The organism is Novosphingobium sp. 63-713, from assembly GCF_001898925.1.
Classification (GTDB): domain Bacteria; phylum Pseudomonadota; class Alphaproteobacteria; order Sphingomonadales; family Sphingomonadaceae; genus Novosphingobium.
Genome location: NZ_MKVS01000005.1, coordinates 79,599 through 95,302, shown reverse-complemented (window position 1 = coordinate 95,302; position 15,704 = coordinate 79,599). Strand labels below are relative to the sequence as shown.

Annotated in this window: 12 protein-coding genes; 10 read left to right on the top strand and 2 right to left on the bottom strand. The window is 63.3% G+C overall.

Annotated features, from left to right (window positions below; all coding sequences use genetic code 11):
• Positions 1 to 11 precede the first annotated feature (11 nt).
• From BGP00_RS01560 to BGP00_RS01550, 3 genes are read left to right on the top strand one after another with little or no spacing between them, the layout of a single operon-like run.
• On the top strand, positions 12 to 1,472 hold the full coding sequence (locus tag BGP00_RS01560; RefSeq protein WP_168601743.1) for a 4-hydroxyphenylacetate 3-hydroxylase N-terminal domain-containing protein: 1,461 nt from the start codon (positions 12 to 14) through the stop codon (positions 1,470 to 1,472).
• Positions 1,469 to 1,981, top strand: a complete 513-nt coding sequence (locus BGP00_RS01555) for a flavin reductase family protein (RefSeq protein WP_292923000.1) — start codon at positions 1,469 to 1,471, stop codon at positions 1,979 to 1,981. Before BGP00_RS01560 ends, BGP00_RS01555 begins: the two co-directional genes overlap by 4 nt.
• On the top strand, positions 1,974 to 2,591 hold the full coding sequence (locus BGP00_RS01550) for a TetR/AcrR family transcriptional regulator (protein ID WP_168601745.1): 618 nt from the start codon (positions 1,974 to 1,976) through the stop codon (positions 2,589 to 2,591). The genes BGP00_RS01555 and BGP00_RS01550 overlap by 8 nt, the downstream gene beginning before the upstream one ends.
• 295 nt (positions 2,592 to 2,886) lie before the next feature.
• Here BGP00_RS01550 and BGP00_RS01545 read toward each other — a convergent pair whose 3' ends face one another.
• Positions 2,887 to 4,359, bottom strand: a complete 1,473-nt coding sequence (locus tag BGP00_RS01545; protein WP_292923002.1) for a carotenoid oxygenase family protein — start codon at positions 4,357 to 4,359, stop codon at positions 2,887 to 2,889.
• A 274-nt stretch (positions 4,360 to 4,633) separates the two neighbouring features.
• Here BGP00_RS01545 and BGP00_RS01540 point away from each other — a divergent pair, with 274 nt between their 5' ends.
• The 5 genes from BGP00_RS01540 to BGP00_RS01520 all read left to right on the top strand — a co-directional run bounded on the left by BGP00_RS01540 (position 4,634) and on the right by BGP00_RS01520 (position 11,438).
• On the top strand, positions 4,634 to 6,943 hold the full coding sequence (locus BGP00_RS01540) for a TonB-dependent receptor (RefSeq protein WP_292923004.1): 2,310 nt from the start codon (positions 4,634 to 4,636) through the stop codon (positions 6,941 to 6,943).
• A 190-nt stretch (positions 6,944 to 7,133) separates the two neighbouring features.
• A complete protein-coding gene (locus BGP00_RS01535; protein WP_292923006.1) occupies positions 7,134 to 8,024 on the top strand; it encodes a fumarylacetoacetate hydrolase family protein in 891 nt (296 codons plus the stop codon).
• 7 nt (positions 8,025 to 8,031) lie between these two features.
• Positions 8,032 to 8,967: a cupin domain-containing protein gene (locus BGP00_RS01530; RefSeq protein ID WP_292923008.1), complete on the top strand. Its 936-nt coding sequence runs from the start codon at positions 8,032 to 8,034 to the stop codon at positions 8,965 to 8,967.
• A gap of 44 nt (positions 8,968 to 9,011) precedes the next feature.
• A complete protein-coding gene (locus tag BGP00_RS01525; protein ID WP_292923010.1) occupies positions 9,012 to 10,208 on the top strand; it encodes an FAD-dependent monooxygenase in 1,197 nt (398 codons plus the stop codon).
• Between the two features lie 3 nt (positions 10,209 to 10,211).
• Complete coding sequence (locus tag BGP00_RS01520; RefSeq protein ID WP_292923012.1) at positions 10,212 to 11,438, top strand: CoA transferase; 1,227 nt, start codon at positions 10,212 to 10,214, stop codon at positions 11,436 to 11,438.
• Positions 11,439 to 11,450: 12 nt separating this feature from the next.
• Here BGP00_RS01520 and BGP00_RS01515 read toward each other — a convergent pair whose 3' ends face one another.
• Positions 11,451 to 12,164 (bottom strand): IclR family transcriptional regulator, encoded by a 714-nt coding sequence (locus BGP00_RS01515; protein WP_168601751.1) that lies wholly within the window; start codon positions 12,162 to 12,164, stop codon positions 11,451 to 11,453.
• Between the two features lie 114 nt (positions 12,165 to 12,278).
• Between BGP00_RS01515 and BGP00_RS01510 the strand changes: the two genes are divergently transcribed.
• Both BGP00_RS01510 and acnA read left to right on the top strand, forming a co-directional pair.
• On the top strand, positions 12,279 to 13,241 hold the full coding sequence (locus tag BGP00_RS01510; protein ID WP_168601752.1) for a hydroxymethylglutaryl-CoA lyase: 963 nt from the start codon (positions 12,279 to 12,281) through the stop codon (positions 13,239 to 13,241).
• A 4-nt stretch (positions 13,242 to 13,245) separates the two neighbouring features.
• Positions 13,246 to 15,699 (top strand): aconitate hydratase AcnA, encoded by a 2,454-nt coding sequence (gene acnA / locus BGP00_RS01505; RefSeq protein ID WP_292923016.1) that lies wholly within the window; start codon positions 13,246 to 13,248, stop codon positions 15,697 to 15,699.
• Positions 15,700 to 15,704 lie beyond the last annotated feature (5 nt).

Genomic DNA, 15,704 nt, shown 5'->3' with positions numbered 1-15,704 from the left:
GAGAAGATGCAATGGCTGCTCGCACAGGGGCCGAATATAAGGCTGGGCTGAAGGATAACCGGGTGGTTTATCTGGGCGATGGCAAGGTTGATGTGGCGAATGATCCGCGCCTTGCCGGGTCGGTCGACGGCATGGCCGGCTATTTCGATTGGCAGCACACCTATGCCGAGGATTGCCTGATTCCCGACCCGGAACGGTCGGGCGAAAAGATGAGCGTCAGCCTGATGCTGCCCAAAAGCGCCGAGGATCTGGCGATCCGCCATCGTGGCCTGGAGCGTCTGGCGCGTTATTCCAACGGTATGTTGGGCCGCACGCCCGACTATGTGAACGTGGTGCTCTCGGGCCATACCGCGCGCGCCGACATCTGGGCGCGGGGCAAGCCGGAGGGCTATGAACGCCTGAAGAAATTCCACCGCGAGGTGATCGAGGGCGACCTTTCGATGACCCACACCATCGTCCATGCCAATATCGACAAGAGCGTGGGCGATCTGGCGGGAATGAACACCGATCTGACGCTGCGCGTGGTGGGCCGCAATGAAAACGGCATCATCGTGCGCGGCGGCAAGGTTCTCGCCACGCTGGGGCCGCTTGCCGATGAACTTTACGTTTATTCCTCGTCGCCGATTCCGTCGGGCGGTGAAGATTATGCGCTGATCTTCTCGATTCCGGTCAACACCAAGGGCGTGATCCAGATCTGCCGCGACCATTACGGCACCAATGCCAGCATTCAGGACGCGCCTTTCTCGTCGCGCTTTGACGAACAGGACGCCTTTGTCATCTTTGACGATGTAGAAGTGCCCTATGAGCGCGTGTTCTGCGAAGGCGATCTCAACGTTTACAACAACCTCAACCAGGGCGTTTCGCCGGGCAACACGCTGCAGCAGACGGCGATCCGCGCGATGGTGAAGCTGGAATTCGCCTATGACCTGTGTTCGAGTATTCTGAAGGTGTCGAACAGCATCGCCCGCCCCGATGCGGCCGAAATGCTGGGCGAGATCCACGCCTATCTCTCGCTGACGCGTTCGGCCATCGTGGCGGCCGAGGCGCGTGCACATGACTGGGGCGCGGGGGCCTTCTTCCCGCATCGCGACCTCTCGGTGCTGCGCTGCGTGATGCCGGGCTGGATGACGCGGGTGAACCAGATCATCCGGGCTATCGGTTCGCACAACCTGCTCTGCACGCCTTCGCTGGCGCTGTTCGAAAACCCGGAGATCGGCGATATGCTGCGCAAATATCTGCCCGGCTCGGCAGGCATGAGCGCCGAGCAGCGCGCCAGCATCATGCGCACGGCATGGGACTTTGCCGGTTCGGCGCTGGGCAGCCGCATTGAACTCTACGAAATGTTCTATCTGACCAGTCAGGGCCGCGCGCGCATCGGCGACCACATGTACGCCCAGCGCGACGGTGAATGGGGTCAGGTGCGCGAATTTCTGGCCAAGTCGGGCGCGATGCCCAATGTGGACTGGAAATGAGCGGGCCGACAATAGACGGCGAGGTGATCGCGGCGCTGGAAGGAGACTTCCGCGCCGCCATGCGCCTGCTGGCCAGCGGGGTGGCTCTGGTCACCACGCTGGACGGCGCGGGCGCGCCCTGCGGCATCGCGATGACGGCCTTCATGTCGCTGAGCATGGAGCCGCCCTCGCTGCTGCTGGCGATAAACCGTACCGCCTCCCTGCTCCCGCCTTTGGAGAGCAATGGGCGGTTCGTGGTCAATATTCTGGCCGCCGATCAGGCCGCCGCCTGCAACGCCTTCGTCACCACGCCGCCCGACCGCCGCTTTGATACGCTGGACTGGCGGATCGAGGGCGGGCTGCCGCTTGTGGAATCCTGCGTTGCCACTATCCTGTGCCGCGTTGAACAGACAGCGGATTTCGGGAGCCATAGGGTGGTGACGGGTTTGGTGGAAAGAGTGATCGTGGACGGCGGCGAACCGCTGGTCTATGTCGATGGGCGCTATGGCCGGGTCAGCGTGGATGGCTGAAACGCCTGAAGGCAGCAGCCGCGATCGGTTTCTGATCGCGGCCGACGATCAATTTATCGAAAGCGGTTATGACCGCTGCACCATCCGCGCCATTGCCGCGCGGGCGGGCACCAGCCTTGCCTCGCTCAGCCGCAACTGGAGCGGCAAGCAGGAATTGTTCACCGAGGTTTTCCGGCGCCATTTTGACCCGATCCACGTCGCGCAAAACGCCGGCTTCGATGCGCTCGAAGCCTCGGGCGAGATCTCGGCCCGCGCCGTGATCGCCACCTTCTTCGGTTCGGCCATGCTGGGCGAGGGCGCCGATGTACAAAAAAGCCACCGGATCTACAGCCTCGCTCTGGTCGACCCGTCCGATGAGGCCCGTGTCATTACCCGCCAACTGGCCGAGCCGGTCCGGCGACGGGTGATCGGCCTGCTGCGCCAATGTCTGCCCGACCTCAACGAGGCGCGCTTCTTCCTGGCCATGAATGTGGTGCTGGGCGTTTATATCTATCCCCTCGCGCGCGGTGAGCGTCTGGCCGGGGTGATGGGTTTCGATCTGGCCTCGCTCGACTGGAATGAGGCGGTGGGGATGCTGGCCGATATGGTTTGCCGGGGGATCGAGGGGTAAGGATATTAAGGGGGCCTCCGGCGGGCAAAGGGTCTCGACCCTTTGCAATCCCGTTACTGTCTATGCTGCGTGAAGGTGGCAGCCAAGGTTGATGTCCCAGTCTCTGAAATTTTAAAGCCTGCGGCGCAAACAAGCACGAGTTTGCCGCGCCGCAGGCTTTCAGCATTTCATACGTCCCCGCCAATCAAGCGCCACCCCATTAACGGGACTGCAAAGGGACAAGTCCCTTTGCCCGCCGGAGGCATCCTTCCCCAAGAAAAAGAGCGAGAGCCAAGCCCCCGCTCTTCCCCATAATTCAAGCTTCTTCCAAAGCCTTCACCGCGCTCGCCTCGGCCCAATTGCCATGCAGGCCGAAGCGCAGACGCACCGGGATGGCGATGGTGGCGATGGGCCCTGCCGTGATATTGGTGGCCTCGAAGATCAGCAGGTCGCTGCTGCGGTTTTCAAGGCGGTTGCAGACCATGACGATCCAACCGTCACCTTCGCGCTCAGAACCGGGGCGGGGGACGAAGCAGGGTTCCTGGATCGAGGAGACTGGCCCGCACCACCATTTCTGCTCGGTCCTGCTTTCCAGATCGACGAAGCCCAGCGTGTTCATCACCCAGCCGCCCGCGCTGCCGCCTTTGAGCTCGACCGGCTGGGAAGGGTCGATAACGACCATCCAGCCATAGCGGTTCTTTTGCCCGGTGAAGCGATCATCGATGCGGGGAAATTCGCCGATCATGTCCGACAAGCGCTCGGATCGGTATTCCTCCTCATTCTGCGCAAGATCGACGCTCCAGCGCGTCAGATAGGTTGCGCCTGCCACCGGATCGAAGGGCGCGTCGTTGATGTCCGGGAAGAAGGGCATCATGTTATTGGCCGCCACGGGCAGGTCGAGATGCAGCTTTGTCCCGTCCTGATGCGCGTTCATCACATGGGCGGTGAAGCAATTGCCGCCCTTGAACCAGCGGATGTCCTGCGCGGTGGTACCGGCCTTGCGGGGCATCACGGCCAAATAGGTGGGCTGCGAGGTATCAAAACCGAAATGGGGTTTGCCTGCCTTCAGGCGCTCCCAACTGCTGGTCATCGGCATCACCGAAAACAGCGCATAATCGGGCGTGATCGCGAAATCATGCATCATGCAATAATAGGGCACCTCGAACCACACGTCATAGAGCAGCTCGCCCTCGGGGCTGATTTCGTAATAGGTCATATCGCGGGTCAGCAGGCCCTTGGAGGCATAGCCAAAGCCGCACATGTTGCCCGTGGCCGGGTCGGTCTTGGGATGGGCGGTGAAGGTCTCGCCCTTCATCCGCCCGTCAAAATCGGTGTAGCCCTGCGTCTCAAGGCTGACCGGGTCCATCACCAGCGCGGGGCTGTCCTCTTTCAGCGCATAGAGCCGCCCGCCGTGGATATAGGCATTGGTGTTGGCCGTGCCGCGGATCTTGCCCTTGACGCTTTCATCATCGGTCAATGGATTGCGATAGGCGCCGAACAGCGCCCGCCCGGCCTCATTCTCCAGCTTCCACTTGTCGGTTTTGGCCCAGCGCTGGGTGAAATCGACGCGGCCGTTCTTGAAGCGGAACATCGAGATCATGCCGTCGCCGTTAAACGCGATGTCATTGCCCAGCAGCGGCGGAAACTGATGCTCGGGCTGAACGCGATAGAAGCAGCCGTCCATTTCGGGCGGGATCGTGCCGCGCACATCAAGGTCATGGACGTTCGCCTCGACCCGCGAGGGGGTGTTGAAGCCGGTGAAGGCCGGAACGTCGGGGAATGTTGTCATGTCATCGTCTCCCAAAGGCGCGTTGGGGGAGTCGCGCTGAAAATAGAATGATGTTCTATCGTGACTCGGGCAGGCTGTCCAGATATGGCGTGAAAAGGATAAAATTGCTGTGAATCAGCGGATTGAGAGTGAATACACGTGTAATCATCTTTGATTGACAGGGCGTGAATCGCATTTTATAAGAATGGCATTCCATCAGAAAGAACGCGACTAAAGCCGCTCCTTCTGGTGAAGCCGAATTGTGATAACCATGAAATGATTGGGGAGGATTGAGATGAAACGTTGCGATCGCGCGGCGATGTTCCTGCTGGGCGTTGCGGCCAGCGCCTTGTTGCCCGCCGTGGCCCAGGCCGCCGAAGCGCCGCCGGCTCCGTCCAATGACGAAATCGTTGTAACGGCCCAATTCCGCAAGGAAAGCGCGCAAAAGACCGCCGTTTCCATCGACGTGCTGTCCGCCGAAACGCTGAACCGCGCGGGCGTGGCGCAGGCCACCGACCTGGCCCGCCTTTCGCCCGGCGTTCAGATCACGCAGGGTGGCAGTGCGATTCAGGTCTATATCCGCGGCGCGGGCGATTTTTCGACCACCGGCTATTCCAATCCTGCCGTGGCGCAGGCCTATGACGGCGTGTTCGCCGCGCGCAGCCAGTTTGTCGCCGCCACTTTCTATGACCTCGAACGCGTCGAAGTGCTGAAGGGCCCGCAGGGCACGCTCTATGGCCGCAACGCCACGGGCGGCGCGCTCAACATCATCCCCGTCCAGCCCAAGCTGGGCCAGTTCGAGGGCTATGTCAGCGCCGGTTTCCAGAATTACAACGGCTATAATGCCGAAGGCGCGGTCAACATCCCGCTTGGCGAGAAGGTGGCCGTGCGCGCCTCGTTCCAGGGCGTCTCGCGCGATGGTTATATCACCGACGGCACCGATGATGACAAGCATCACGCGCTGCGCCTTCAGGTGAAGGCCCAGCCGACCGAGGCGCTGACCCTGCGTCTGGGCGTAAATTATCAGCATCTGGGCGGTCGCGGTCCGGGCAAGGTGGTTTATGAACCGACCGCCCCCAACGCGCCGGGCATCACTAATCCCCAGCCGATCATCCCGGCCAATCGCTGGACCTCGATCAACCAGTCGCTCAACACCCTGATCGGCAGCGTGACCGCGCCTCCGGGCATCTATCCGCTCGACACCAGCAAGGTCTATCAGAACGTCGATGTGCTGGGCATCAACGGCCATATCGACTGGAACCTTGGTCCGGCCGTGCTGACCGTGATCCCGGCCTATCAGCGCGTGACGCAGGACTCGCTGGTCATGCCCGCGCTCTATTTCGGCACGAACAATTATTTCACCGGCGCGCCGTCCGTCTCGGAAGGCCAGACGCTGGAAGTGCGCCTTGGCCATGCCGACAATCGCGTCAAATGGGTGATCGGCGGCTATTATTTCAACGAGGATCAGGACAGCTACAATGCCGTCCGCCTCGGCCGCGCCTCTGACACCGCCTTTATCGCCAAGCTGAACACCCGCGCCTATGCCGCCTTTGGCGAGGCGACCTATTCGCTGACCAGCCGTTTCCGCGCCACGGCGGGCCTGCGCTATACCGACGAAACCAAGTCCGTGGACGGCCATCGCTATGCCATCGCGGGCAGCCTTGCCTGTCCCACGGGCGGCACGGCCATCGGCGGCTCCTGCGAGATCCTGACCTCGTCGGGTACATGGGTGAAGGGCACCTATTCGGCCAAGCGACTGAATTACAAGGCAGGCGTCGAATTTGACGTGGCGCCCCAGAATATGCTCTATGCCAGCGTCGTCACCGGCTTCAAATCGGGCGGCCAGTCGAATGCCGACATCGACCCGTATAAGCCCGAGGATGTGACCGCCTATACGATCGGTTCGAAGAACCGCTTCTTTGGCCGCCTGCTGCTGATCAACGCCGAATTGTTCTATATGGACTACAAGAACCGGCAGGAGAATTTCTCGCAGCTCGATCGCGGCGGCGCGCAGGTTTCCTCGCTGTTCAACGCAGGCAAGGCTGTGGCCAAGGGCATCACGCTGGAGGCCACGCTGCGTCCGACGATGAATGACTCCTTCCATGTCGGCGTCGAATATACCGAGAGCAAGTACAAGGACTTCTCCTATCAGGTCTATCGTTCGGCCAGCCCCGATCCGACGACCACCTGCGGCGTGAGCGCCATTCCGGGCGGCAATGCGCGGATCGGCTATTGGACGGTCAATTGCAACGGCTTCCAATTGCCGCGCACGCCCAAGTTCTCGGGCAATGTCAATTACACCCACACGTTTGACCTGAAGGATGGCGCGCGGGTGGAATTCACGCCGGATATGAGCTTTGCTTCCTCGCGCTGGCTCTCTGCCGAATTTGTCGAGAATGCGCGGGCCGATGCCTATGCCCTGTTCAACGCCAGCCTGACCTATTACGCGCCGGGCGACCGTTTCTCGGTTCAGGCCTTTGTCCGCAACATCGGCAATACCGCCGTTTACACGGGCACCCAGCAATATCCCTTCATCGCCAATTACAATGGCCATGACATTGCGCCGCCGCGCACGTGGGGCGCCCGTGTGCGCGCCAAATTCTAACGGCTGATACCCCGGCAAAGGGGTGACGGGAAAGGGCGCGCGATCCGCTTTCGCGCGCCCTTTTGCTTGGCCGCGCCCGATGGGGCGAGCGGAGAAAATCACCTTTTTGTGATCGTGAATACAGTTGATTTCATCATCGACTCGTTTATAAAAAGAACATCGTTCTTTTAGACAGAACTAGGAATTGCCAATGCGTCTCGCAAGATTTGATGGTGGCCGGATCGGGGTCTGTGTGGGCGATGAAATCGCCGATGTGACAGAGGTTTGCCGGGTTGATCCCGCACAATGGCCCCCGGTAGGCCCGCTGGTGCTGATCCGCGATTTCGCCATCCTGCGCCCCCGCATCGAGGCCGCGCTGGCCACTGCTCCGCGCAAAGCTCTGGCCGATGTGCGGCTGGAAACCCCGGTGCCATGGCCCAACAAGGTCATCGCCTATCCGGTGAACTATCACGCCCATGGCCGCGAAATGCAGGCCACCTATCGCGCCACCAATCAGGGCTTTTTCCTCAAGCCTTCCTCTTCGGTTTCGGGTCCGAACGATCCGGTTGTCCTGCCCCATGTGCCGGGGCGCGAGGTGCATCATGAGGCCGAACTGGGCATCATCATCGGCAAGACCTGCCGCTCGGTCCCGCGTGAAAACTGGCGCGAGGCGGTGTTCGGCTATGCCTGCCTGATGGACATGGTGGTGCGTGGCCGCGAAGAGCGCGTGTTCCGCAAGGCCTATGACACATTCTGCCCGGTCGGCCCGTGGATCACCACGGCGGATGAAGTGCCCGATCCCGACAATCTCGAAATGAACCTCTGGGTCAATGACGAGCTGCGCCAGCATGCCAATACGCGCGATCTGGTGCTCGACATTCCCGGCATGATCGAGACGGCTTCGGCGGTGATGACGCTGCAGCCGGGCGACATCATCGCCACCGGCACGCCACAGGGTGTCGCTCCCATCGTCGATGGCGACAAGGTGCGCATCTCCATCACCCGCCTTGGCGAAATGACCGTGGACGTGGTGCAGGGCACTGAAGGGGCGAGCGAGGTTTTCGCCGCGGCCTATGTTCCCCCCATCATCAAGCAGAATTGAGGGCATCATGGCCGACATTGCCACGCTCGATGACCTTTACGCCGCCTTCACCGCGCTCAACATGGAAGGGGGCTGGCATCGCCGTTTCCCCGCGCTGTGGAGTGAGCCGCGCGCCAATTTCCAGCCCTTCCAATGGCGCTATGGCGATGTGAAGCCGATCCTGGCCCGCGCGGGCGAGCTGATCGGCACGGACAAGGCCGAGCGGCGCAATCTGACCATGTTCAATCCGGTAGAGGGCAATGTCTATGCGACGCTGCGCTCGATGGTGGCCGCCTATCAGATGATCCGCCCCGGCGAGACCGCCCGCGCCCATCGCCACACGCCCAACGCTCTGCGCCTGATCCTTGAAGGGCGGGGGACCTATACCGTGGTCGACGGGCATCAGGTGGAGATGCGGCCGGGTGATGTGCTGCTGACGCCTTCATGGGCGTGGCATTCGCATGACAATGTCGGGCCGGACGATTGCTACTGGATGGATTTTCTCGACGTTCCGCTGGTCCATCTGCTCGAACCGATGTTCTATCAGCCGCATCCCGATGGGGTCGAGCCTGATCCCGCGCCGGTGGACAGCTCGCCGCTGGCCTTTCGGCGCGAGGATACGCTGGCGCGGCTCGAAACGGCGCCGGCGGCGGATGATGCCCATGCCTCGGTGCAACTGGGCGATCCGGCGCTCAAGACGATCCGGCTGGATATGCAAAGGCTGATCGCCGGGCGGGAAACCGCGCGATGCCGCACCACGGCCAACATCATCTACGCCGTGGTCGAAGGCCATGGCCGGACCGAAATCGACGGCCAGACCTTCAATTGGAGTTTTGGCGACACGATCGCGATCCCCGCATGGCGACCCTATCGCCATCGCGCGCAAAGCGACGCGCTGCTGCTCAAGGTTTCGGATGCGCCGGTGATGGCCGCCTTCGACTGGCTGCGCTGCGAGGCCGATTGATCCGCACCATTCCTTTCAAGAATTCATAAGTTTGGGGAGCATATATGACACAATCTCTCAAAGTGCTGATTGCGGGCGGCGGTATCGGGGGCATGGCGGCGGCCCTGTCGCTGCTGCGCCGGGGCTATGATGTCGAGGTCTATGAACAGGCCCCCGAACTGGGCGAAGTGGGCGCAGGCGTCCAGATCAGCCCCAATGGTTCGCGCGCCCTGGATGCGCTGGGTGTGTTCGAAACGCTCAAGGCCGCCTCCTGCGCGCCGCGCCGCAAGGAATTCCGCCTGTGGAACACGGGCCGCGCATGGCCGATGTTCGACCTTGGCCCCCAGGCGGTCGAGAAATATGGCTATCCCTATCTGACGGTCTATCGCCCCGATCTGCTGGCCACGCTGATCGACGCGGTGCGCGCGATCAAGCCCGACGCGGTCCATCTGGCCAAGGCGGTCAGCAATATTGACGTGCGCGAGGACGGCGTGACCCTGCATTTTGCCGATGGCACAAATGCGCAGGGCGACCTGCTTGTGGGTGCCGACGGGGTGAAATCCACCGTGCGCCGCTGCCTGTTCGGCGATGATGAGGCGCAGTTCACCGGCATGATCGCCTGGCGCGCGGTTATCCCCATGGAGCGCCTGCCCGAACGGTTGCGCGACATGCTGGGCTGGACCTGGATCGGGCCGGGCGGCCATCTGGTCAACTATCCCCTGCGCGGCGGCAAGCTGATGAACATGATCGGCACCATCGAGCGCAACGACTGGCAGGTGGAAAGCTGGTACACGCAAGGCTCGAACGAGGAATGCGCCCGCGATTTTGCCGGATGGCACGAGGATGTGCAGACGCTGATTCAGGCCGCGCCCTCGGTGATGAAATGGGCGTTCATGGAACGCGCCCCGCGCCAGACGTGGAGCGTCGGTCGCGCCACTTTGCTGGGCGATGCCTGCCATGCCACGCTGCCCTTCCTTGCCCAAGGCGCCGTCATGTCGATCGAGGACGGTGTCGTGCTGGGCCGCTGCCTCGACAAATATGCCGATCCGGTCGAGGCGCTGCACCGCTATGAACAGGCCCGCGTCGAGCGGACCAGCGCCATGGTGCGCGGGGCCAAGGAAAACACCGCCCGTTTCCATGAATCGGCGCTGGCCACCGAAGAGGGCGCGGTTGCCTATATGGAGAGCGAATGGAGCCGCGATCCGATCCGCGACCGCTATGACTGGCTCTATCGCTATGATGTGAACACGGCGGAGATCTGAGCGGTGAGCCAATCCTCGCAGCGGCCCCCCGCCGATCTGCTGTCGGGCATCCGGGTTCTCGATCTGACCAATATTCTCTCCGGCCCCTATGCCACGTATCAAATGGCATTGCTGGGGGCCGAGGTCATCAAGGTCGAGAAACCGAAGGACGGCGATCTGGCGCGCAAGTTGGGCGCCTCGCCCGCGCTCAACGGGCAATTGATGGGCACCAGTTTCCTCGCGCAGAACGCGGGGAAACTGTCGGTGACCGTTGATCTGAAACACCCCGAGGGCAAGGCGCTGTTCCGCGATCTGGTGGCCAGCGCCGATGTACTGGTCGAAAACTTCCGCCCCGGCGTGATGGACCGGCTGGGCTTTGGCCATGAAGCGTTGCGCGCGGCCAATCCGGGGCTGATCTACTGCGCGATTTCCGGCTTTGGCCAGAACGGGCCGCTGGCGGGCAATCCGGCCTATGACCAGATCGTGCAGGGCATGTCAGGCGTCATGAGCATCACCGGGGACGCCGATACTGCGCCTTTGCGCGTGGGCTATCCGCTGTGCGATACGCTGGGCGGGATGGCAGCGGGTTTTGCGGTGGTCAGCGCGCTGGTCAAGCGCGGGCGGACGGGCGAGGGGGCCTTTATCGACCTGTCGATGCTGGACGCCACGCTGTCGGCCATGGGCTGGGCAGTGTCCAATTACCTGATCGCCGGGGTCGAGGCGCGGCCCATCGGCAATCAGAACATGACCGCCGCGCCATCGGGCGCCTTCCGCTGCGCCGACGGGCCGATCAACATTGCCGCCAACAAGCAGGAGCAGTTCGAGAAACTGTGCGAACTGGTCGGGCGGCCGGAATTGGCCACCGACCCGCGCTTTGCCGAGCGCGAGACACGCAAGGCCAACCGCGCCGCGATCAATGCCGAACTGGAACAGGCGCTGGCCGCAAAAACGGCGCAGGAGTGGGAAAGCCTGTTTAACGCCCATGGCATTCCGGCGGGGCGCATCCTGACCGTGCCGGAAATTCTGGCCCATCCGCAGATCGCGGCGCGTGATCTGGTGCAGGATATCGCCATGCCCGAGGCCGATTTCGGCGGCGTGCGCGTGGTGCGCGCGGGCTTTGATCTTGCCGACAGTCAGCCCGCTGCGCGCTGCCCCCCGCCTTGGCTGGGGCAGCATAACGCGCGGATCTATGGCGAACTGGGCCGCGATCAGGCCGCGCTGGACCACCTTAGGGCCAGCGGGGCGATTTGAGCCATGGCGGCTTTATTCGGCGGTCAGAGGGGGCAGCAGGCCCGGCGTTGCCCCCAGCCGCAGCGACAGGCCAATCGCGGCCTCCACCGCCACGGGGGCGAGCCGCGCGACATGCTCCTGCGTAAAGCGCAGGCTGGGGCCGGACAGGGTGATCGCGCCCTGCAGAACCCCATTGGCGCCGAACACCGGCACGCCGATCGCCGCCATGTCCAGATCGACATTGCCCACCGAGACGACCACCATCGCCTCGCGCGTGATGGGCGCGCGCAATCCCGCGTCGAATTGCAGCAGGGTCACGCTGGCCGCGCCCTTGTTCAATTCGCGGCGCGAACCGGGGCGCACGCTGTAATCGCGCACCACATTGCTGCCATCGGCGCGGAACAGGCAGACCAGATCCTCGCCGTCGCGGATGTAAAACGTCGCGCTTTCCGAGGTATCTGTCACCAGTTGTTCGAGCACCGGTTCAACAAACTGGCGCAGGTCGAAGGAATCCTGAAATACCGAGGCAAAGGACAGCAGGCTGGCGCCCAGTTGATAGGTGCCGTCCGGGCGCTGCCAGACAAAGCCATAGCGTTCAAGGCTGCCCAGCAGGCGCAGGATCGTGCTTTTGTAAAGCCCGGTGATCCGCGCGATCTCGGCCAGTGTCAGCACCGGTTTGCCCGCGCGGAAGGCTTCGAGAATATCCAGCGCGCGATCAACCGCCGCCACCCCAGGCTTTGAATTCATGTTTCGGTCCCGCCTTGCACTCGTTTGTACTCATGTTCTGTATAGCAGAACAAAGGTGCGAAATGTCAATGGCCCCGCTCGCTTTTGCTCCATTTCCGTTTCGGGAGAACAAAAATGACCAACCTGCCCCCCCGCGTTTTCATCAAGGAGGAAGGCCCGCGCGAAGGCTTTCAGATCGAGCGCGCCCCGATCCCCACCGCCGACAAGATCAGGCTGGTCGATGCGCTTTCCGATACAGGCGTTGGTCTTATTCAGGTGACCTCCTTTGTCCATCCGCAAAAGGTGCCGGGCATGGCCGACGCCGAGGCCGTGGTGGCGGGCATGACGCCGCGCGCGGGGGTGCGCTACAGCGGGTTGTGGCTGAACCAGCGCGGGCTGGAGCGGGCGATTGCCACCGGGCGGCTCGATCTGGAAGGCAAGCTGACGCTCTACGCCTCCAACGTCTTTCTCCAGCGCAACCAGAACCGCACGCCCGAACAGCAGCGTGAGGCCCAGCCTGCGCTGATCGCCATGTATCAGGCCCATGGCATTCCGGTGCGCACCGGTTTTGTCACCGCCGCCTTTGGCTGCAATTTCGAGGGCGATGTCGATCCGGCCCGAGTGGTGGGGCTGGTGGGCGATATGCTCTCCATCGCGGCCGATCATGGCGAGAACCTGAGCCTGATGGGTCTTGGCGACACGATGGCATGGGCCACGCCCGAGCGTATCCGCCGCGTGGTGGGAGCGGTGCGTGAACGCTGGCCTGATCTCGAACTCTCGCTCCATCTGCATGACACGCGCGGGCTGGGCATTGCCAATGCGATGGCCGGATTGGAGATGGGCGTGCGCCATTATGATGCGGCGGTGGGCGGGCTGGGGGGATGCCCCTTTGCCGCGCATGGCGGGGCGGCGGGCAATATCGCCACCGAGGATTTCGTGTTCCTGTGCGAGGAACTGGGCATCGAAACCGGCATAGACCTTGAAAAACTGGCCGAATGCGCGCGTCTGGCCGAAAGCATCGTGGGCCATCCGCTGCCCGGCAAGATCAAGACCGGGGGCAGCCTGCGGGCCTTGCGCGCCAAAATCGCGGCGGCCTGATCCCATGCTTTCGCGTCTCCATGATGCCGACCGGGCGGCGTTGGCCGCTCTGCCGCGCTCGCTGGTCATCCTGCTGGAAAACATTCTGGCCCATGAGGCCGATCCCGCGCCCTATGTCGCCCATTTCCGGGATTGGCTCGACCATGGCGCGGTGGAGGCGGAGATCCCCTTTCGCCCCTCGCGCATCCTGATGCAGGATACAGCAGGCGTTGCCGCGCTTGCCGATCTGGCGGCGCTGCGCGACCATGCCGCCGCGCGTGGGTTTGCGCCGGAAGCGGTCGATGCGGCCATCCCCATCGATCTGGTGATCGACCATTCGGTCCATGTCGATCACAGCGGCTCGCCCGATGCCGCCGCGCGCAATCTGGCGCTGGAATATGCCCGCAACGGCGAACGCTACCGCTTCTTCAAATGGGCCGAGCGCGCCTTTGATCGCCTGGCCATCGTGCCGCCCGGACAAGGCATCTGTCACCAGATCAATCTGGAACGCCTGACCAGCGGATGCGTCCGCCATGAAAGCCGATGGATGGCCGAAACCGTGATCGGCACCGACAGCCATACCACTATGGTCAATGCGCTGGGCGTGCTGGGCTGGGGCGTGGGCGGGATTGAGGCGGAACTGGCCGCGCTGGGTGCGTCGGTGCCTATTCCGCTGCCGCGCGTGGCCGAGGTGCGGCTGGAGGGGCGATTGGCCCAAGGCGTGACCGCCACAGATGCCGCGCTCTTCATCACCGCGCGCCTGCGCGAGGCCGATGTGGTGGATCAGATCGTCGAGTTTTCCGGCCCCGCGCTCGATTATCTGAGCCTGCCCGATCGGGCGGCGGTGGCCAATATGTGCCCCGAATATGGCGCGACGGCCGCGCTGTTTCCGGTGGATGGGGCAACGTTGGCCTATATGGCCGCAATGGGCCGCCCGGTGGAGGATTACGAAGCCTATGCGCGCGCAACCGGCCTGTGGCGCGATGCCGGGCCGACACGACGCTATTCGCGGCGCCTGACCCTCGATCTAAATAAGGTGGAACCCGTGATGGCCGGGCCCAGCAGGCCGCAGCAGATCGTGCCGCTCGCGGCGGTTCCGGCATCCTTGCGCGAACATTTCCCGCAGGAGGAGGACGCTCTCACCGCCGTGGCCGCGATCACCAGTTGCACCAACACGGCCAATCCCGCGCTGATGGTGGCTGCGGGTCTGGTCGCGCAAAAGGCGGTGGCGCGCGGCCTGTCCGTTCCGCCCTGGGTCAAAACCTCGCTGGCCCCCGGATCGCCGCGCATTGCGGCTATGCTGGAGCAGGCCGGATTGCAGGAAAGCCTTGATGCGCTGGGTTTTCATGTGGTCGGCTTTGGCTGCACCACCTGCGTCGGCAATTCGGGCGATCTCAAGCCGGAGGCGGGCGAGGGGCATCTGCTGGCGGCGGTCCTGTCGGGCAATCGTAATTTTGAAAACCGCATCCATCCCGCCATTCGGGCCAATTATCTCGCCTCGCCGCCGCTGGTGGTGGCCGCCGCGCTGGCGGGGCGGATGGGCGTCAATCTGGCGCAGGATGCTTTGGGCACGGATCGCGACGGCGCGCCGGTGTTTCTGCGCGATCTCTGGCCCGACGTGGCCGAGGTGGCAGCGGTTTTGCAAACTCTGCCCGATAGGGTGGAGATGCCATCAGTGGACCGGACATGGGCGGATCTTGAGGCCCCCGATGGCGCGCAATTCCCGTGGGACCCGGCCTCGACCATGGTGCTGCCCCCGCCCTTTTTCAGCAGCGCGAACGGTGGTCTGACCGGCGACCTGCATGGCGCGCGGACGTTGCTGGTGCTGGGCGACAATGTGACCACCGATCATATCTCACCCATCGGCAGGATCGCTGCCTCGTCGCCCGCTGCCGCATGGCTGCGCGCGCATGGACAGGACAATCCGGGCAGCTATGGCGAAAGGCGTGCCAATGACCGTGTGATGCTGCGCGGGACTTTCGACAATGCCCGGTTGATCAACTATCTGGCGGACGCACCGGGCAATCGGGCGCCGGGGCCGCACGGCGTGGAAAGCTCCGTGTTCGAGGCGGCGCTGGCCTATGTCGAGCAGGGCGCGCCGCTGCTGGTCTTTGCCGGGGAGCGTTACGGCACCGGATCGGCGCGCGACTGGGCGGCCAAAGGGACCGCGCTGCTGGGCATCCGGGCAGTGATCGCGCGCAGTTTTGAACGGATCCACCGCGCCAATCTGGTGGCGATGGGCGTGCTGCCGATTGTGTGGGATCAGGATGCGGTGGCGCTGGTTCGCGCCAATAGCCGGATTGCGATCCTTGGCATCGAAAGGCTGAGCCCAGACCAGCGCGACCTGATCATCGAGATCGACACGCCGGGCGAAGGGGCGCGCCGCTTTCCCTCGCGGGCCGATGTCGGTTCGGCGGGACAGATAGCGCTGCTGCGCGACGGCGGCCTGTTCGCCCGTTTCGCGCGGCGCTTCGACTGACGGGT

What these genes read in the sequence shown, in the direction of transcription:
- BGP00_RS01560 (WP_168601743.1), top strand. Translation starts at nt 12, where the DNA reads ATGGCTGCTCGCACAGGGGCCGAATATAAGGCTGGGCTGAAGGATAAC.
- BGP00_RS01555 (WP_292923000.1), top strand. Translation starts at nt 1,469, where the DNA reads ATGAGCGGGCCGACAATAGACGGCGAGGTGATCGCGGCGCTGGAAGGA.
- BGP00_RS01550 (WP_168601745.1), top strand. Translation starts at nt 1,974, where the DNA reads ATGGCTGAAACGCCTGAAGGCAGCAGCCGCGATCGGTTTCTGATCGCG.
- BGP00_RS01545 (WP_292923002.1), bottom strand. Translation starts at nt 4,359, where the DNA reads ATGACAACATTCCCCGACGTTCCGGCCTTCACCGGCTTCAACACCCCC.
- BGP00_RS01540 (WP_292923004.1), top strand. Translation starts at nt 4,634, where the DNA reads ATGAAACGTTGCGATCGCGCGGCGATGTTCCTGCTGGGCGTTGCGGCC.
- BGP00_RS01535 (WP_292923006.1), top strand. Translation starts at nt 7,134, where the DNA reads ATGCGTCTCGCAAGATTTGATGGTGGCCGGATCGGGGTCTGTGTGGGC.
- BGP00_RS01530 (WP_292923008.1), top strand. Translation starts at nt 8,032, where the DNA reads ATGGCCGACATTGCCACGCTCGATGACCTTTACGCCGCCTTCACCGCG.
- BGP00_RS01525 (WP_292923010.1), top strand. Translation starts at nt 9,012, where the DNA reads ATGACACAATCTCTCAAAGTGCTGATTGCGGGCGGCGGTATCGGGGGC.
- BGP00_RS01515 (WP_168601751.1), bottom strand. Translation starts at nt 12,164, where the DNA reads ATGAATTCAAAGCCTGGGGTGGCGGCGGTTGATCGCGCGCTGGATATT.
- BGP00_RS01510 (WP_168601752.1), top strand. Translation starts at nt 12,279, where the DNA reads ATGACCAACCTGCCCCCCCGCGTTTTCATCAAGGAGGAAGGCCCGCGC.
- acnA (WP_292923016.1), top strand. Translation starts at nt 13,246, where the DNA reads ATGCTTTCGCGTCTCCATGATGCCGACCGGGCGGCGTTGGCCGCTCTG.